This window comes from Halorientalis persicus (genome assembly GCF_900110215.1).
In the GTDB taxonomy this organism is placed as follows: domain Archaea; phylum Halobacteriota; class Halobacteria; order Halobacteriales; family Haloarculaceae; genus Halorientalis; species Halorientalis persica.
On sequence record NZ_FOCX01000004.1, the window covers coordinates 174,007 to 190,637 of the forward strand.

Below are 16,631 nucleotides of genomic sequence, written 5' to 3' on the forward strand. Positions count from 1 at the left end.
TCGGGCTTGCCCGTCCACGCGCTTGAACCCTCCTGATGACGGTCGCGTCCCCGCTCACGTCCGGATGTCCGTCTCGTTCGCCCGCGAACTGTTGCCCGGGTCGAACCGCCACAGCGTCAACCCTCTGAACTCCGTCACGCCGGTGTCGCTCCGGTTGGCTTCGAGCGTGGCACGGTAGCGTTGCACCGCGTCCGGCGGGAGCTGTGTGGTGACGAGCCACACGGTGTCGTGGCCACGAACTGCGGCCCGGATCTCGGTGGTCGACGCCGACGCCGGGAGCGGTTTCACGGATACGTCCTCGCGCGAAACGTAGTGCTCGAAGGGGTTCGCGTAGGAGGGCTGGCTGATGAGGATCACGTCCCCGGCGGCCGCGTTCGTCCCGACGGCTTCGGATACTTCGTCCCACTGGGCGTGCTGGTCCTGCGTGTAGTACACCGGGAGCGGAAGCAGGAACGCGACGACGAGGACGCCGCCCACGATGTATCGCATCTCGACGCTCCCGACGAGTCGGATCAGTGCCGCCAGCAGGACGTACGCCCCCATCGCCGCCCCGATGGTGTAGCGGGCCACGTAGATCGGCGTGAGTACGTAGGAGATGACTACCGGCACGAAGACGACGACACCGATCCAGCACCCGAGCAACGCCGTCCGCCCTCGTGTGCCGAGTCCCGACCCGTCCGCCGCAGGCGCTCGTTCGGCTTCGCCCCCGGCCGTGTCGCCGTCCGCGTCGACCCGCTCGATGGCGTAGTCCGCGGCGACGAACCCCCCGACGAGCAACAGCGCCAGCGAGCCGATGATCGGATTCCAGGGATCGACGTAGCCCCCGAACGTCAGGAGGACACTCGCGACCGTCGGCTCGGGGATCCAGCTCAGTCCCGTCGGCCCGCCCGAGGACAGCGCCTGTCCGAGTAACACCGCGACCCACGGGAGCGCGGCCAGCCCGACGACGGCCTGTGACGCGAGCCACGTCCGGAACGGGACGGCCGGTCCCTCGTCGTCGAGCCATCGGGAGCCGACCACGAAGACGTTCTGGGCCAGGACGACGAACAGCGCGAACGCGTGGGTGTAGAGCAGCAGAACCGTCACCAGCGCGTACCCGGCGACGGTTCGGCGCGTCGGCTGCTCGACGACCCGAACGAGCAGGTAGAACGACAGGAGCGTCAGGAGGGCGAACAGGCTGTACATCCGCGTGGCCTGTGAGTGGTTGATGTGGAACCGCGCCACGGCGAGGAGCGTCGCGCTCAGCAGGCCCACCTGTCGGTCGTAGAGACGCGCACCGACGCCGTAGATGACGACGACGGCCGCGACGCCGAACACCACCGCCGGAAGCCGCGTGATTACCTCGCCCGTTCCGAACAGGTCGATCCACCCTTTCAGGAGCGCGTAGTACAGCGGCGGATGTCGGTCGACGGTCGGCACCTGGATCAGTACCTCCGGCAGCGTGCGCCCGGCCACGAGATTCAGCGACGCGATCTCGTCGAGCCAGTAGCTCTCACGACCGAGACTGTACAGTCTGAGCCCGGCCGCCAGGACGACGACACCGTACAGCGCCACCGGTACCGACCGGAGTCTGTCCGTGAAACCCCCCATACCCGTGGGTCGAGATTCACGGCGGAGGTGTTAGCTGTTGTGGAAGTCGCTCGGGTGCTGGAAACGAGCGTCGAAAAAGTGCCGTCGACCGGTATGTGAACCGGGGGCGATCAGCGCCGCAGGACCGCGATCAGCACCGCGAGCAACGCCAGGAGCAGGGCGAGTAACGCCAGCCAGGAGACGCCGAAACCGCTGTCGCTGTCACTGGAGTCCTCGCCGGGGTCGTCCGCGGCCCCGCTGTCGGTCACCGTCCGAGTCGCGGTCGTGTTCGCCGACCCACCGTCTCTCCCCGTCGAAGCGTCGGTGTCGCCGTCCGCGGCGGTCCCCGAGTCGGTCGAGTCGTCGCCCGTGCCGCTCTCGGCAGCCGACCCGGAGTCGGTGGTGTTGCCGCCCGTGCCGCTCTCGGCAGCCGACCCGGAGTCGGTCGTCGCGTTTGCACTCGCACTCGACGTGCCGTCGGTCGAGTCGCCGTCGCCGGACCCGCCGTCGCTTCCGGGATCGGCGTCGGTCCCCGAACTACCGCTTCCGGAGTCGGTCGTCGAACTGCTGTCGTCGCCGGAACTGCCGTCCGAGCCGGTCGTGTTCGACTCGTCGGTCCCTGGGTCGCTGGAGTCGTCCGAGTCGTCGTCAGATCCGTCGGGACGGGGGCCGCTGGAACTGTTATTCGAGCCGAAGTCGTCGAAGTCCGGGATTTCGCAGGACTCGTGGGTCTCGTCGCACGGACCGTCGAAGTCCAGGTCCGGGCCCCGGTATCCCGGGCCACCGTCCCCGGACTCGGTCGTGTGGTTGACCGAGATGGTGTAGGCCGAGATCCGACCGCCGCCGGGGCTGTCGCTGACCATCACGGTGTAATCGCCGCTCTCGTTCGCCGTGAACGTCTGGGTGACGACGTCGCCGTTGTCGGTCGGTGAGCCGACCTGCGGCCAGGGTTTGTGGCTCATGTCGTTCCCGTTCCACGGGGGCGAGCCCTTCACGATCTTGTAGTCGAGGTTCGTGTTCCCCGCGCCGGCCTCGAGGGTCACGGTGGCACGCTCACCCTTCGAGAGCGGGACGACGTAGTCGTCCGCCTCCCCCCCGTGGTACAGCACGTCGACGCTCTCGTCTGGGTCGAGGGTCGTCCAGTGTTGGTTCGGCTGCTTCGAACAGGGGTAGTAGTGGACCGAACACTCGACGAACGGGTTGGATTCGTCGAAGGCGGTCGAATCGAACCGGTCGGGCTTGACGATGCCGTACTCGAAGTAGATTTTCCGGAGGTCCTCGTGGCGGCCGGTGTTGTCCAGGTACTGGACGAAGAAGTCGTGGATGTCCGTCGTCCGGTCGCTGTTGAACGGCCGTTTCGCCCGCTGCTGGTTGTCCGTCTCGTTGACGGCGTCGAAGATCGTCCCGAGGTCACCGTCGACGTTGTCGTGGGGTTCGTCCGCCGGGTCGTACAGGTCCCAGAGGACGTTCGCGACCGCGCCCTCGACCTTCGCCCCGTCGTAGCCGTCGTTGGCGTGGGACTCGGGACACTGCGGACCGTGTTCGTTGGTCTCGTTGTAGTAGTGGTGCTGTTCGAGCCACATCCCGTCCGTCCGGGGGCTGTCGTTGACTGCGGCCTCGAAGAACGCCGCGAAGCCCTCGTACCAGGCGGTGATGCGCCCGGTGTCGCTCCACACGCAGTGTGGGCCCCAGTTAGCAGGCTTGGGAATCTGCCAGCCCTTGTACTTGAACAGGCCGCTCATCACCGCGTGCCCGTACTCGTGGTGGACCGTGTGGCGCTTGTCCGCGTCCCAGCCGTTGCTCCCGATGACGAACTTCTCGAAGGGGGACTTGAACTGGCTGTTGTTGGGATTGACCGCCGGGTACCGCGCTTTCACGCGGTTGCGCGTCCAGCCGGCCTCACGCTCGGTGAAGCGGTACGCCTCCAGGGTCCAGTTGGCGACCTGGAAGGCGCGGCGGGGCTTTTCTTTCGTCGCGGTCAGGTCGACCGTCGCCGAGTTCTGTCCGCGCTTGAGCGTCGCCTCCTGGTTGAGCGTCCAGGTGTTGCCGTTGGCCGTATCCAGGTTCTGCCCGAAGTTGACGACGTTCACCGCCGGGTTCTTCGCGACTGCCTGCACGTGCAGGAAGAGCTTCTTGTCGAAATCCACGTCGGCCTCGTACTCCGCCACGTCGATCTGCACCGAGTAGCGACCCTGATCGTCGGTGGTCGTCCTCGCGATCACCGGATTCACCGGGCCGACCACGTCGTGTCGGATCTTGACCGTCACCTGCCGGGCCGGCTGGAGATTCCCGTCGACGCCGCGGTACTGGACCGTCCCGGAGAGGGTCGTCTTCCCGTTGGCCGCCGACAGGGACTTCGTGACCGTCACCGCAGAGGACTCGTCCGTGTCCACAGTGGTCGACGCGTGTGCGCCGCCCGAGCCACCCGCCCCGCTGGCGGCGGCCGTCGGCACGAGACTCAGCGTGAGCAACACTGCACCCACGACGACGAGCCCCAGCCGGAGTCGACTGCGAACGCACATCTCACCGCACCTCCGTGAGGTCGGTCGTGGTCTCGGCCTGTATCCAGGCGTCCTTGTTCTCCCGGTCGTAGACGACCGCGCCACCCGTCGCGAGTTCGACCGTCTCGGTCGACGGGCCGGTCGTCGCTCGATGCGAACCGTTCGTGATGTGGTTTCGAGCCATCACACTCCCTTCTCGGGCCGGGATGTACGTATAAACCCCTCAGCCTCAGCGCCAATCAGCGACGCTCACCCACGCTCCGCGCCAATCAGAACCACTGCAGTATTGCGATTCTGTATTCCGACCTCGAAGTAAGGACGTAAACGGTAAAAGGTTTTAAATAGCAGAACATCCGCCGGCGATTTGCCGACGGCCACTCCGGTGGTCCGTGGCGTCATTTCGAACGATCCCCCACTATCAAGTCGGTTCACGAACACGACCGATTCGAACACGCGTCGTGCGGGGTGAGGAATGTCAGACAGCGCCATCGGGGATCGAGTCGTTCGCCTGGTCGCCCTCGGAGCGGCTGTCACGGTTCTGGTCGCGGTCGCGTTCGGTGCGTCCGCGTCCGCGGGCGCGACCGGGGCCGTGGGGTCGAATCCGTCTTCCGTCGGCGCGCTGGCACCGGTGTCGGGCTACGACGCCGTCGTGACGCGGATCGATCTCGACCGGGACGGGGACGCTCGTTGGCAGGTGGAATTCCGCTACGAACTGACCGACCGGGCCGCGCGGCGCGCCTTCGCGCGGGCACGAACGAACGTCTCGAATCCGCCGGGTGTCTTCGTGGGACGGATGCGACGCGCCGTCGACCGGGCCCAGCGAGAGACGGGGCGGTCGATGGCGGTCGAGAACGGGTCGGTCCGGACCCACCGGTCGGTACCCTCCGGCCGGTTCGGCGTCGTGACCTACCGCTTCACCTGGACGAACTTCGCCGCGACGCCCGCGTCGGACCGGTACGTCCTCGGCGACGCCATCGGCGGCCTCCGCCTCGGTGCGAACGAGTCGCTCTGGATGGAGTGGCCCGACGCCTTCGAGCGAGCGTCGGTCACGCCCGACCCCGACGCCAGTCAGGCCCACGCCGTCCGCTGGACGGGGCCCGTGCAGTTCCGGACCGAAGACCCGACGGTCGCGCTGGACGCGACCGGCGTCGGCGGTTTCGACCCGGTACTGCCGGCCCTCGGCGGCGTGGCCCTGGCGCTCGTCCTCGCCGTCGGCTGGTACGGCTACGGACGGTGGTGGGGCGAGTCGGCGACGGCCGACGACGGCCCGGCCGGCGGGACGACAGCGGCTCCTGCCGACGCCGGCGGAGACGAGACGAGAGCGCGCGGGAGCGGAACTGCCGAGGACAGCGCCGACGACCCACCGGAGGAACTGCTCACCGACGAGGAACGGGTCCTGGGACTGCTGGAGGCCAAGGGAGGTCGCATGAAACAACAGGACCTCATCGCGGCCGTCGACTGGTCGCGGACGAAGGCCAGCGACGTGGTCAACGAGATGCACGAGGCCGAGCGCATCGAGGTCTACCGACTCGGCCGCGAGAACGTCCTCGCACTCCCGGGGGAGATCGAGGTGTGACCGTGCGCGTCCCGTGTTCCCCATCGCCCCGTCCACGTCCGGCGATTGAACGGTTCCGAAACGGCGCTGATTGGGCCGGAACGTCTGTGCCTTTCAACTCTCCCGGGTGCCTACCCGAGAGGTGGACCGACGAATGACTCGACTCAGTCGCGCCGTCGTCGTCGTGGCACTCCTCGTCGCACTCGCGACCGCCGGGAGTGCGCTGGCGGCGACGCCGCCCGAGCACAACGCGACCGCTCCGGGCACGGCCGTCGCCGGTGCCATCGACACACAGCGTGCCGAACTCGACGGCGACCTCGCCGCCGCCGACCTCCGGGACCGACTGGCCGCCGCCGAGACGCCGGCGGCGAGAGCCCGCGTCGCGGCCGCCGCGCTCGACGACGCGGAGTCACGGCTCACCACGCTCGAAGCCCGCACGGACTCGTTGCGCGCCGCCCGTGAGCGAGGGACGCTCGATGCCGACGCCTACGCGGCCCGGATCGGACCGGTCGCGGCGCGTGCCCGGGCGGTAGACAGACGCGTCCAGCGGGTCCGGACGGCGACAGTATCGCTGAACGCCGCCGTCCGCCGCGAGGCCACCGTCACCGGTGACCGGATCGACGCGGTGCAGTCCCGGGCCGCGGACGTGATCGCCGCCGACCCCGGCGGGACCGCCGGCCTCGGCGCGGGCTTCTATCGTCGCCTCGCGACAACGGTCGCGGCGTACAACGCCAGCGCCGGCAGTTACGACCTCGGCGTCCTCGGGGCACACGTCGACGGCGAACGCGTCACGCTCCGGATCGACCGGACCGACGGTGGCACCGGCGTCGTCTCGTTCCGGACGACCGAGGACGGTCGGATCCGGGACCTCCGGGCCGGGGCACACCCGGACACGACGCTGGTCGTCACGGTCGACGAACCGACGGCCAGACGCGTTCTGACGGCCGAGCAGTCCGACGCGGCGCTCAGGCAGGCGTTCGCGGCCGGGAAGATCACGGTCCGGGGCGTCGGCCCCCTCGCCGCGATCAAGTGGGCCGTCGTCGACCTCGCGCTCGGTGCCGCCCGGCTGGTCGTCGGCCTCCTCACCTGGCTCCTATGACACCCACGACACACCTCCGCCGGCTGGGTGCCCTGCTCGACAGGCTGCCGGCCGCCGAACGCATCGCCGTCGCTGGAATCGCCTTCCAGACTGTCCTCGCGGTCGGGCTGTTCGCTGTGGGATACGCCGACGGCGACCGGATCGGGGCACTCGTCGCCGCGGTCCTCCTCGCCGTCGCGGTCCTCGCGGGGGTGGCCACACTCCCGGCTGTTCTCCTGTGGCGGCTGGACCGCGCTCCGCGACTCGCGGCCGCATTCGCCGCCCTCGTCGGCCTCGCTACCCTGCTGTTCAACGAGGCCCACGTCACTGTCTGGCCCGTCTCGTTCGCGCTCGTCCTCGCCGCCGGCCGCGCGTGGGCCGGGGTCAACCTCGACGCGACCGACCTGCTCGCGCTCGACCCCGACCGATTCGAGCGAGTCCAGCCGCCGGCACGTGACACCGGTGGGGGAGACGGGGCCGCCGCTGGCGACACCGAGCACGACACGGAAACAGACTAGTCGGCCTCTCGCTCAGGCGCTCAGGACCTGTTCGAGTACGTCCGGGGCGTCGTCCAGCGCGTCGTCCAGCGCGTCGCCGTCGGGGCCGCCGCCCTGGGCGAAGTCCGGCGGGCCGCCGCCGCCACCGCCGACTTTGCTCGCGAGTTCGCCGACGACCTCGCCGGCGTCGATCCCGGCGTCGTCGGGCACCGCCACGACGAACTGCGCACCGTCTTGCCCGCTCCCGATGACGGCGATCTTCCCCTCCTCGACGAGGGCGTTCGCGGTCGCCCGGAGTTCGTCCATGTCGGCGTCGAGCCGCTGGATCACCGCGGGCGTCCCGCCCACGTCGACTTCCTCGCCGTCGTCGCCGGCCGCCCGGACTTCCGCCAGTTCCTCTTTGAGCTGTTCGATGGTCTTGCCCCGCTCTTTCCACTCCGTGAAGAACCGTTCGGCGGTCTCGGGCACGTCCTGTGGACTCACGTCGAGGGTGTCCGCGGCGTCGTAGAGGGCGTCCTCGGTCGCCTGGGTCGCCTCGACAGCGGCGTCACCGGCGGCGAACGTGAGTCGTTCCACGCCGTCCTGGATGCGTTCGGTGTTGAGGAGCTTGATCGCACCCACGTCGCCGGTGCGGGCGACGTGTGTCCCACCGCAGGCCTGGACGTCCTCGTCGACGTGGATCAGCCGGATCTGCTCGCCGGCCGGAATCCCGCCCTGGTAGAGGTCGAAGCCGTGTTCGGCTTCGGCCTCGTGGCGGTCGGGCCACTCCTGACTGACCGACGTGTTGTCCATCACGACCTCGTTGGCGAGGCGTTCGATCTCCTTGACCTGCTCGCGCGTGATCGGCTCGTAGTGGCGCACGTCCAGCCGGGCGCTGTCGGTGTGTTTCTGCGCCCCGGCCTGTCGGATGTGATCGCCCAGCACTTTTCGGGCGGCGTGGCCGACGATGTGGGTCGCCGTATGGTGGCGCATGAGCCGCCGTCGCCGGTCGGCGTCGATCCCCCCGCGGACGAACTCACCTTTGCCCGGGTCCTCGTCGACCCGGTGGAGGACGACGCCGTCGACGATCTGTACGTCCTCGACCTCGGCGGTCACGTCGTCGGTCGTGATCGTCCCGTGGTCGGCGGGCTGGCCCCCACCTTCGGGGTAGAACATCGTCTGATCCAGCACCACGTCGTAGCCGTCGTCCTCGCGCTCGAACACGTCGAGCACCATCGCCTCGAACTCCATGCGCTCCTGGTCCTCGTAGTAGAGGCGGTCGGTCTCGGGCAGGTCGGCCAGGCGCTCGCCGTGGGTCGACGCCTCGCTCTCGGCCTCGACGGTCTCGGCGTCGTGACGGTTCGCGACCAGCGAGTAGAAGTCGTCCGGGACCGCGACGTCGACGCCCCGCTCGGCGGCGATCTCCTCGACCATGTCCGGCTGGATGCCGTGGCTGTCGTACAGCTCGATCAGTTCCTCGGTCGGGATCGGCTCGCCCGAGGCGGCGTACTCCTCGGCCAGCTGGCGGACCTTCCGGCCGCCCCGGTCGAGCGTCTCGCGGTACTTCTCGACCTCGGTGCGGACGATGTCGCGGATCGTGTCGCGGTTGCGGTAGTCGAGCCGTTCGGCCTGCATATCGACGAGCTCGTCCAGCGGCGCGTCCACGCCGACGTTGTCACAGAGGCGCTTGGTCCGTCGGAGGACCATCCGCGCGAGATAGCCGGTCCCGACGTTGGAGGGCACGATGCCGTCGCCCAGCATATACGCCAGGGTTCGGGCGTGATCGGAGATGGCGTAGATATCTTCGAGGGGTGCCATCAGGTCCCGGAGTTCGTCGGCCGAGACGCCGACCTCTGCGGCGATGTCGGCGCGTGCGGCCTCCACGTCGTCCACGTCGTCGATGTCCAGCCCCCCGGCGAGGCGCGCGGCGTCGTGGACGATGGACTCCTCTTCGCTCGTCAGCTCGACCCCGGCGTTGTCCTTCAGGAAGGCGATCATGTCGGGGTAGATCGCCTCGTAGACGGTCGGCGTACCCTGGCTCATCCAGGTCCAGCGCTCGATGCCGTAGCCGGTGTCGATGACCCGCCGATCCATCCGGGAGTAGCGGTTGCCGTCCTTGAGCTCGTACTCGCCCTCGGGGTCCTGCTCGAAGCACATGAACACGAGCGTGGCGAGTTCCAGCCCGCGGTAGATGACCTCGAAGGCCGGGCCGGCGTTGCCGCCGCCGACCCACGGGTCTTCGATGAACGTCAACTCGCCCATGTCCGCACCCAGTGACTCGAAGAAGTCGACGCAGTACTCGACACACTGGTCCTTCCAGTAGACTTCGCCCTCGTAGGCGTAATCGGAATCCTCGGCGGCGTTGAACGCGTGGTGACCGCCCATCTCGAAGGCCATGGTGTGGCGGCCGGTCTTGCCCACGTTGTCGATGTCCTGCATCCGGATGCAGGGCTGGGAGACCACGAGGGGATTGGCCGGCGGTGGCGACTGCCCCGAGGTGACGTGGGGCTGGAAGTCGTAGATCGACGCCTGCGTCAGGAGCACGTCGTCACGCCAGCGGTTCGCGGCGACGGGGTAGGGATCGACCCGCTCGTGATCGTGGTCCTCGAAAAAGGAGAGAAACGTCTCGCGCATCTCCGACAGTGACAGCTCGTCGTCGAACCCCGGATTGTCGATGAAACTGTACTCCGCACACGGGGGCTCGCCACAGGTTGCCCGACTCCCGTCGAGCGTCCAGAAGTGGTCCCCACAGGCCGAACACTCCAGCCGGTGAAACCCCTTATCCTCGAAGTACTGGAGTTTGTACTCCTCCTCGAGCTCACTCATTCGTTGCTCTAATGTGGCCAACCGGGCGGTAAAACAGTTCCGAACAGCCGGCGAGATTCGCCGCCGTCTGGACGTTTCGAGATCCAGCGCCGCCCCGATCACGGGGGGCCGCCGCGTTCTTTTTGCCCCTCGCCGGTCTGTAATCGGCATGGCCGACACCGCACTCAGCACGGCGTCACGGCTCCCCGAACGCCGCCCGATCGCCACGCTCGTCCTCGCGATCCTCGCGTCCGAACTGGTCGGCAGCCTCGGCAACCTCCTCTCCCTGTCCGGCGTCACGACGTGGTACCCCACGCTGACGACACCGGCGTTCAACCCGCCGGGCTGGGTGTTCGGCCCTGTCTGGATCACCCTGTTCGCCCTGATGGGCACAGCCGCGTGGCTCGTCTGGCGGGGCGGTCTCGACGACCGGTCGGTCAGGCTCGCGCTCGCGCTCTTCGGGATCCAGTTCGCGTGCAACGTCGCGTGGTCCGGCGCCTTCTTCGGCCTGCGCTCGCCGTTGCTCGGGCTGGTCGTCATCGTCGCGCTGTGGCTCGCCATCGTCGCGACGATCCGGGCCTTCGCCCGCGTGGACCGACGGGCGGCGCTGTTGCTGGTTCCCTATCTGCTGTGGGTGAGTTTCGCGGCAGTGTTGAACTACGAACTCTGGCGGCTCAACTAGTCGTCCAGCGCGAGCGAGGCCAGTAGCGCCTCCAGCTGGATGCGCTCGTTGGCGCCCTCGGTGATCCGGTAGTCGGCCTCGCCGATGCGGTCAAGCAGGGTGACGGCGGCCTCGTCGTCCAGATCGAACTCCCAGACCGAACGGTGCAGTTGATCGATCACGTCACCGCCGGCGATCCCCTCGTTTGTGAGCAGGTCGTCGAGCGTCGACCGGGCGGCGAGGAAGTCGCCGTCCAGCGCCTGCGTGACCATCTCGTGGATCTCCTCCGGGCGTGCGGTCGAAGTGATGGCGTAGACGCCCTCCTCGTCGACCACGTCGCCGGTGACCGCGGCGGCCTGGAGGCCGTTGATCGCCCGGCGCATATCCCCGTCGGCGGCGTAGATCAGCGCCTCGACCCCGTCGTCGGTCACCTCGATGTCCTCCTCCTCGGCGATGATCCGGATCTGCTCCGCGACGGCCTCGTCCGAGAGCGGGTTGAACCGGAAGACGGCACAGCGGGACTGGATCGGGTCGATGATCTGGCTGGAGTAGTTACACGAGAGGATGAAGCGGACGTTGTTCGAGAACTCCTCCATCGTCCGGCGGAGTGCTGATTGCGCATCTGCCGTGAGGGAGTCTGCCTCATCAAGGAATATAATGCGGTAATTCGCCCCGCCGAAGGAGGACCGGGCGAAGCTCTTGATCCGTTCCCGGACCACGTCGATCCCGCGCTGGTCGGAGGCGTTGAGTTCGAGGAAGTGTTCCTGCCAGTTCTCCCCGTACAGATCCCGGGCGATGGCGAGTGCCGCGGTGCTCTTCCCGATTCCGGCCTCTCCCGAGAACATGAGGTGGGGCAGGTCGTCCCTGCTGACGTAACTTTCGAGGCGTTCGACGATGGTCTCCTGTCCGACGATCTCGTCGAGCGTCTGCGGGCGGTACTTCTCGATCCAGATCTCGTCCCGCCCGGCCCGCGACTCGGTGTCGGCCTCGCTCATAGTCCGGGCAACGAGTGGGCTCGTCATAAACTGCCCGGGACCGGTCTGCTCGGACCGTCCCACCCCGGGTAGGCCCTCAGTAACTACTGCCCTCCGGGCCCGCCCGCCGGTATGGACCGCGAAACGGATTTCCGCCTCGTCACCGCCATCGGGTTCGGGCTGTCGGTCTGGGTGCTGGCCAGTGCCCTCCGGAACCGACGGACCCGGCGGTGAGCGACACGCTCAAATCCGGTCGCCCGCTCGTTCGCACATGGTCACGGTCGAAGTCGTCGGCGAGGAGACCCGCGAGATCGACCCCGAGACACTCGGGTCCGATCCGACCTACGCGGACCTGGTGCGGGCCGTCGACTACAGCCCCCACGAGGTGTCCGTGCTGGTCGACGACCAGCCGGTTCCCGAGGATCGGGCGGTCGACGCCGACCACGTCCGTATCCTGCGACTGATCAAGGGCGGGTAGCACCGGCGAGGCGCGCCCGCTCCCACGCGCTCTTTACTCGCGGGCGGAAAGATCGACCCGATGGAGATACGCGAGGCGACGGTCGAGGACCTCCCGGCCGTGATGACGGTCTTCGACGGAGCCATGCTGGCGACCGACGTCGACGCCGTCAGGGAAGCCATCGACCGGGGTGACCTGCTGGTGGCCGCGACCGAGGGCCGCGTGCTCGGGGCCTGTCTGCTGGCCGGCGAGGAGATCGATGCAGTCGCGGTCCGGCGCGCGCGCCGCGATCAGGGCATCGGGGCGGCGCTGGTCGAGGCCGCCGCCGACCGCCGGGGCCGGCTCGTCGCCGAGTTCGACCCGCGGGTGCGGCCGTTCTGGGCGTCGCTCGGGTTCGAGATCGAACCCGCGGACGAACCGGAGCGGTATCGGGGTGTCCGCGAGTGAGTCAGTCCTCCAGCGGACGGACGCGTCTGCGGACCCGCTCGATGGCGTCGTCCGGCCGATAGTCGAGTTCCCCTGTCGGCGCGTCGTAGGTGACGACGCCCGCGTCCGCCAGCTTCGGGACGTGTGAGTGGACGAGCGCGATTTCGAGCCGTCCGGGCGACTGTCCGTGCACGCCGCCCGTGTTCGCGAGGTGGGCGGCGGCCTCCTCGACGGTGATCGGCCCGTCCGCCGTTGCGAGGTACGAAAGCAGGTCCCGACGAGTCCGGTTGGCTAGCAGGTCCAACGCCGTGTCGACGACCGACGGCTCGACGCCCTCGCGGAACGACGCGAGCCGGTCCCCGAGCGGCTCCGCCGGCTCACGACCCGTTCGGTGGGCCAGTTCGTAGCTCGCCCACCGCGCGAGCAACTCGACGAACGCGACGGGCGTCTCGCCGAACGGTTCGTCGCGAGGGGTGTCGTCGGCGAAACAGAGTGTCCCCCGTGGTTGCCCCGCGAACTCGACCGTCGAGCCGACGTACGTCTCCAGCTCGAACCGTCGGTAGGCTGGATCGTCGTCCCACCCTTCCGCCCTGGCGTCGGCGACGGTGAGGGTCCCCGAGTCCGACGCGATCGTCTTCCGACAGTACGACTCGGAGAGCGGAGCCGTCTCAGCTTCCCGGAGGTTCCCCGCCATGCCCCACGTGAGTGCGATCTCCTGTCTGTCGGCCTCGACGTCGATGTTCGTCAGAAAGCCACACGGCACGTCGAGGTGGTCACTCTCGGTCGCCAGCGCCGCCTCCAGCCGCTGTTCGAACGGTTGGTTCGGATCGAACACGATCTCCGCGAGGTCGAACAGCTGATCGAGGTGCTGCGCTGCCCGGGGTTGGGCCGCCATAGCGGGTAGTATTCCCCAGTCGTTTCCTTAGCTCTTTGGGGGAAAATCGCCTCTAGAGGCCTCTTAATCCCGGTATTTCCGGTTCCGATACCTGACTCAGACGAGAGGTTCGACGAGGTCACGGCCGGCCGACAGAAGCGCCGCGACCCGCGCGTCGCTGGTGGCCTCCGCGTACACCCGGAGTTTGGGTTCGGTACCGCTGGGGCGGACCAGCAGCCAGGCCCCGTCCGCCAGGAAGATCTTGAACCCGTCCACGTCGTTGACGCGCTCGACGGCTGTGCCGGCGATCTCCTCGGGCAGTGCCCCGTCCAGATCCGCGATAACCTCGGCTTTGCGCTCGTCGGGACAGTCGACGCTGACACGGTCCTGGTGGACTTCACCGTGGTCGGCCTCCAGTGCGGAGACGCGCGCGTCGAGCGGGCGCTCGACGGCCGCGGCCGCGGTCAGGAGGGCGAGCGTGACGCCGTCCTTGTTCCGGAGGTGGCCCCGGACCCCGAAGCCGCCGCTCTCTTCGCCGCCCATCAGGGCGTCGGTCTCTTGCATCGCCTCGGCGACGTGTTTGAATCCGACCGGCGTCTCGGCGACGGTCTCGCCGTGAGCCTCGGCCACTCGGTCGACGATGGCGCTGGTCGAGACCGTCCGGACCGCCGACCCCGATTCGGATTCGAGCAGGTAGTCGTACACGGCGGCGAAAAACAGGGAGGGGTCCAGCACGCCGCGCTCCGGCGTGGCGACGCCGATCCGGTCGGCGTCACCGTCGTTGGCGATCCCGAGGTCGGCGTCGCCGCTCTCGACCCGCTCGATCAGCCCGCCGAGTTTCTCGGCGCTGGGTTCGGGCGACTCGCCGCCGAACTCGGGGTCGGTCTCACAGCGCAGGCGAACCACGTCCGCACCGGCGGCCTCCAGCAGGCGGTCGGTCACGTCGCGGCCGCTCCCGTGCATCGCGTCGTAGGCCACGGTCAACCCGTCGAGTTCGGCGTCGACGAACGACAGGGCGTGGTCGACGTACGGGCCGACGAAGTCGACTTCCTCGACGGTCCCGTGGTCGCTCTCGGGACGCGGGTCGGGTTCGGCCAGGTTGGCTTCGATGCGGTCGGTCACGTCCGCGGGGGCCGGCGACCCGTCGGCGGGGACGAACTTCACGCCGTTGTACTCCGGCGGGTTGTGCGAGGCGGTCACGACGAGCGCGCCGGCGAGGTCACGGTCCCGGACGGTCCAGGCTGTGACTGGGGTCGGACAGTCCCGCTCGGGGAGCAAGACGTCGAACCCGTTGACACAGAGGACGCGGGCGAGTTCCTCCGCGAAGCCACGCGAGTGTTCGCGGGCGTCGTACCCCACTGCCATCGTCCCACCCTCGTGTTCCGCCTGCAATACCGTGGCGACACCCTGTCCCACCATCCGGACGCGCCGGTCGGTGAACGTCTCCAGGGTGGCTCGCCACCCGTCGGTCCCGAACGAAATCTGGTCCATACGTGCTCTCGCTCGTGGCCCTGCAAAAAGTCACGGTTGCTGACAATCCTGTGGGGGTTCCACGCCGACCGACGCTCACTCCGCGATCAGTCGCTCCTTCTTGGCCCGGGAGTACTGTTTGATCTCGTACTCGCGGGACATGGCGGCCGATTTCGAGTCGAAAGCCTCGACGTGGACGAACTCGACCGGAGTGCGACCGCGGGTGTACTTCGCGCCCTCGCCGGCGTCGTGTTCGGCGACCCGACGCTCTACGTCGGTCGTGTAGCCCGTATAGAGGGTGTCGTCGGCACAGCGCAGCACGTAGACGTAGTGATCCGGCACGGCCGGACGGAGGACGTACTCGGCGGTGAGTGTTACGACGGGAAAGGGCAGTGTCGCCCGGCCCGCTGCCGGAGCAGTGCCGCTGAGATGGGCTTCGCGTGGTGTCTAGACCACGATTCGGGTGGCCACAGTGGCCGTCACGCTTTGTGAGCGCGCTCGCGTGCCACCTCGGCGATGCCAGCGTTCGCCGAGCAACTCGGGCAGGCGTGGACCTCGCCGTACTCGTCCGCGAAGACCCGAGCGAACTGGTCGGACACGTGCGCGCCGCAGTGATTACAGTCTGGCATTCGTCACTGCCGGCAGCGACCGACTGCCGACACTATACGTAGGGGTCGCGTGTACATATCCTCCATACCGGACCAGTAAGGTATCCTGTCGGGGCCGTGCAGTCCCTCGGTTTTCGGTCCTCACTCCTCGCGGGCGGCGTCGATCGTGCGGGCGATCAGTGCGGCCTGTGCGCCCGCGGTGAAGCCTGCGTCGACGTTGACGACGGTCAGGGCGGTACAGGATTGGAGCATCCCGTCGAGTGCGGCTTCACCCGCGCCGGCGTGGCCGTAGCCCGTCGAGACGGGGAGGCCGATGACCGGCGTGTCGACGAGACCGGCGACCACTGTGGGAAGCGCTCCCTCGCGGCCGGCGGCGACGATCAACACGTCGAGGTCCCGGAGCGCGGGCAACTGGTCGAGCAGGCGGACGATGCTGGCCACGCCCACGTCGTCGACGCGGTCGACCTGTGCGCCCATCTCACGGGCGAGTACCGCCGCCTCGCCCGCGGGTTCGGCGTCGGACGTGCCGGCGGTGACGACGCCGATGGTGGCGTCTAGCTCCGGGCGCTCGAATCCGTCGGCGTGGGCCACCAGCACGCGGGCGCGCTCGTGGTACGTGTCCGCGGCCTCGTGGCTCTCCAGTCGCTCTCGCACTGTGGCCAGCGCCTCGGCGTCCAGTCGCGTCACGATGGCACGGCCGGTCGTCTCGATGGCCGTGGCCGCCAGATCGGCCACCTCCGCCGGCGTCTTCCCGTCGGCCAGAATCGCTTCGGGGACGCCCGATCGCGTCACCCGGGCGGCGTCGAAGCGTCCGGCCTCGCCGGTGGCGTAGCCCGCAAGTTCTGCCTCGGCCTCGGTGGGGCTCAGTTCGCCCGCCGCGACCGCTTCGAGCAACTCGCGCATACACCCCCTCCACGCTCGACCCACTCTTACCCATCGACTCGGCCACAAAAAGACAACGAATCGACATATATTCTTTCGGACCAAAGCGCGCGCGAGCGACCGGCTGACGGGTGTACACGACCAGTTCGCCGGTTCGCGAGGGTCGATGTAGGGTGGCCGTTAAATACTGGCCAGTGGGTTTAAAAAGCGGAACCCGCGAAATCGGCTCAGACCCCCGTTAGTACCGGCGAGAAACTGCACAAACGGGAAAGTATTTAAACCACCCTCTGGAAAG

General features: G+C 68.4%; 16 protein-coding genes. 6 read left to right on the forward strand and 10 right to left on the reverse strand.

From position 1 onward, the window contains the following. Positions 1 to 54: 54 nt before the first annotated feature. The 3 genes from BMX17_RS06370 to BMX17_RS25975 all read right to left on the reverse strand — a co-directional run bounded on the left by BMX17_RS06370 (position 55) and on the right by BMX17_RS25975 (position 4,254). Positions 55 to 1,590 (reverse strand): glycosyltransferase family 39 protein, encoded by a 1,536-nt coding sequence (locus tag BMX17_RS06370; RefSeq protein ID WP_092658648.1) that lies wholly within the window; start codon positions 1,588 to 1,590, stop codon positions 55 to 57. A 110-nt stretch (positions 1,591 to 1,700) separates the two neighbouring features. After that, the gene (locus BMX17_RS06375; RefSeq protein WP_092658649.1) at positions 1,701 to 4,091 is read right to left on the reverse strand and encodes a hypothetical protein; all 2,391 of its coding nucleotides are present in this window, start codon (positions 4,089 to 4,091) and stop codon (positions 1,701 to 1,703) included. Between the two features lies 1 nt (position 4,092). Continuing rightward, positions 4,093 to 4,254, reverse strand: coding sequence for a DUF7331 family protein (locus BMX17_RS25975; protein WP_170845343.1), 162 nt, complete (start codon positions 4,252 to 4,254; stop codon positions 4,093 to 4,095). A gap of 288 nt (positions 4,255 to 4,542) precedes the next feature. Between BMX17_RS25975 and BMX17_RS06380 the strand changes: the two genes are divergently transcribed. From BMX17_RS06380 to BMX17_RS06390, 3 genes are all read left to right on the forward strand, one after another. After that, entirely contained in the window at positions 4,543 to 5,646 is a 1,104-nt protein-coding gene (locus tag BMX17_RS06380; RefSeq protein ID WP_092658650.1) for a helix-turn-helix transcriptional regulator, read from the forward strand. A 133-nt stretch (positions 5,647 to 5,779) separates the two neighbouring features. After that, positions 5,780 to 6,724: a hypothetical protein gene (locus BMX17_RS06385; RefSeq protein ID WP_139203435.1), complete on the forward strand. Its 945-nt coding sequence runs from the start codon at positions 5,780 to 5,782 to the stop codon at positions 6,722 to 6,724. After that, positions 6,721 to 7,221 (forward strand): hypothetical protein, encoded by a 501-nt coding sequence (locus BMX17_RS06390; RefSeq protein ID WP_211611297.1) that lies wholly within the window; start codon positions 6,721 to 6,723, stop codon positions 7,219 to 7,221. Before BMX17_RS06385 ends, BMX17_RS06390 begins: the two co-directional genes overlap by 4 nt. Positions 7,222 to 7,233: 12 nt before the next feature. On the opposite strand, the gene alaS is transcribed toward BMX17_RS06390, so the two are convergent. After that, on the reverse strand, positions 7,234 to 10,005 hold the full coding sequence (gene alaS / locus BMX17_RS06395; protein WP_092658652.1) for an alanine--tRNA ligase: 2,772 nt from the start codon (positions 10,003 to 10,005) through the stop codon (positions 7,234 to 7,236). Positions 10,006 to 10,153: 148 nt separating this feature from the next. Between alaS and BMX17_RS06400 the strand changes: the two genes are divergently transcribed. Further along, the gene (locus BMX17_RS06400; protein ID WP_092658653.1) at positions 10,154 to 10,666 is read left to right on the forward strand and encodes a TspO/MBR family protein; all 513 of its coding nucleotides are present in this window, start codon (positions 10,154 to 10,156) and stop codon (positions 10,664 to 10,666) included. Here the strand turns inward: BMX17_RS06400 and BMX17_RS06405 are convergent. Beyond that, a complete protein-coding gene (locus BMX17_RS06405; protein WP_092658654.1) occupies positions 10,663 to 11,640 on the reverse strand; it encodes a replication factor C small subunit in 978 nt (325 codons plus the stop codon). The genes BMX17_RS06400 and BMX17_RS06405 overlap by 4 nt on opposite strands. Positions 11,641 to 11,890: 250 nt before the next feature. Between BMX17_RS06405 and samp2 the strand changes: the two genes are divergently transcribed. Both samp2 and BMX17_RS06415 read left to right on the forward strand, forming a co-directional pair. Beyond that, positions 11,891 to 12,097, forward strand: coding sequence for a ubiquitin-like small modifier protein SAMP2 (samp2, locus tag BMX17_RS06410; protein WP_092658655.1), 207 nt, complete (start codon positions 11,891 to 11,893; stop codon positions 12,095 to 12,097). A 60-nt stretch (positions 12,098 to 12,157) separates the two neighbouring features. Continuing rightward, complete coding sequence (locus tag BMX17_RS06415; protein ID WP_092658656.1) at positions 12,158 to 12,523, forward strand: GNAT family N-acetyltransferase; 366 nt, start codon at positions 12,158 to 12,160, stop codon at positions 12,521 to 12,523. A gap of 1 nt (position 12,524) precedes the next feature. Here the strand turns inward: BMX17_RS06415 and BMX17_RS06420 are convergent, their stop codons facing one another. From BMX17_RS06420 to larB, 5 genes are all read right to left on the reverse strand, one after another. After that, a complete protein-coding gene (locus BMX17_RS06420) occupies positions 12,525 to 13,397 on the reverse strand; it encodes a winged helix-turn-helix domain-containing protein (RefSeq protein ID WP_092658657.1) in 873 nt (290 codons plus the stop codon). A 96-nt stretch (positions 13,398 to 13,493) separates the two neighbouring features. Continuing rightward, positions 13,494 to 14,867 (reverse strand): phosphoglucomutase/phosphomannomutase family protein, encoded by a 1,374-nt coding sequence (locus tag BMX17_RS06425; RefSeq protein WP_092658658.1) that lies wholly within the window; start codon positions 14,865 to 14,867, stop codon positions 13,494 to 13,496. Positions 14,868 to 14,942: 75 nt separating this feature from the next. After that, the gene (locus BMX17_RS06430) at positions 14,943 to 15,188 is read right to left on the reverse strand and encodes a GIY-YIG nuclease family protein (protein ID WP_092658659.1); all 246 of its coding nucleotides are present in this window, start codon (positions 15,186 to 15,188) and stop codon (positions 14,943 to 14,945) included. 137 nt (positions 15,189 to 15,325) lie between these two features. Further along, positions 15,326 to 15,475 (reverse strand): DUF7563 family protein, encoded by a 150-nt coding sequence (locus BMX17_RS25980; RefSeq protein ID WP_170845344.1) that lies wholly within the window; start codon positions 15,473 to 15,475, stop codon positions 15,326 to 15,328. A gap of 120 nt (positions 15,476 to 15,595) precedes the next feature. Then, positions 15,596 to 16,357 (reverse strand): nickel pincer cofactor biosynthesis protein LarB, encoded by a 762-nt coding sequence (gene larB / locus BMX17_RS06435; RefSeq protein WP_092658660.1) that lies wholly within the window; start codon positions 16,355 to 16,357, stop codon positions 15,596 to 15,598. Positions 16,358 to 16,631 lie beyond the last annotated feature (274 nt).

What these genes read in the sequence shown, in the direction of transcription:
- BMX17_RS06400 (WP_092658653.1), top strand. Translation starts at nt 10,154, where the DNA reads ATGGCCGACACCGCACTCAGCACGGCGTCACGGCTCCCCGAACGCCGC.
- BMX17_RS06375 (WP_092658649.1), bottom strand. Translation starts at nt 4,091, where the DNA reads ATGTGCGTTCGCAGTCGACTCCGGCTGGGGCTCGTCGTCGTGGGTGCA.
- BMX17_RS06370 (WP_092658648.1), bottom strand. Translation starts at nt 1,590, where the DNA reads ATGGGGGGTTTCACGGACAGACTCCGGTCGGTACCGGTGGCGCTGTAC.
- BMX17_RS06390 (WP_211611297.1), top strand. Translation starts at nt 6,721, where the DNA reads ATGACACCCACGACACACCTCCGCCGGCTGGGTGCCCTGCTCGACAGG.
- BMX17_RS06385 (WP_139203435.1), top strand. Translation starts at nt 5,780, where the DNA reads ATGACTCGACTCAGTCGCGCCGTCGTCGTCGTGGCACTCCTCGTCGCA.
- BMX17_RS06420 (WP_092658657.1), bottom strand. Translation starts at nt 13,397, where the DNA reads ATGGCGGCCCAACCCCGGGCAGCGCAGCACCTCGATCAGCTGTTCGAC.
- BMX17_RS25980 (WP_170845344.1), bottom strand. Translation starts at nt 15,475, where the DNA reads ATGCCAGACTGTAATCACTGCGGCGCGCACGTGTCCGACCAGTTCGCT.
- BMX17_RS06425 (WP_092658658.1), bottom strand. Translation starts at nt 14,867, where the DNA reads ATGGACCAGATTTCGTTCGGGACCGACGGGTGGCGAGCCACCCTGGAG.
- alaS (WP_092658652.1), bottom strand. Translation starts at nt 10,005, where the DNA reads ATGAGTGAGCTCGAGGAGGAGTACAAACTCCAGTACTTCGAGGATAAG.
- BMX17_RS06380 (WP_092658650.1), top strand. Translation starts at nt 4,543, where the DNA reads ATGTCAGACAGCGCCATCGGGGATCGAGTCGTTCGCCTGGTCGCCCTC.
- BMX17_RS06415 (WP_092658656.1), top strand. Translation starts at nt 12,158, where the DNA reads ATGGAGATACGCGAGGCGACGGTCGAGGACCTCCCGGCCGTGATGACG.
- BMX17_RS06405 (WP_092658654.1), bottom strand. Translation starts at nt 11,640, where the DNA reads ATGAGCGAGGCCGACACCGAGTCGCGGGCCGGGCGGGACGAGATCTGG.
- larB (WP_092658660.1), bottom strand. Translation starts at nt 16,357, where the DNA reads ATGCGCGAGTTGCTCGAAGCGGTCGCGGCGGGCGAACTGAGCCCCACC.
- BMX17_RS25975 (WP_170845343.1), bottom strand. Translation starts at nt 4,254, where the DNA reads ATGGCTCGAAACCACATCACGAACGGTTCGCATCGAGCGACGACCGGC.
- samp2 (WP_092658655.1), top strand. Translation starts at nt 11,891, where the DNA reads ATGGTCACGGTCGAAGTCGTCGGCGAGGAGACCCGCGAGATCGACCCC.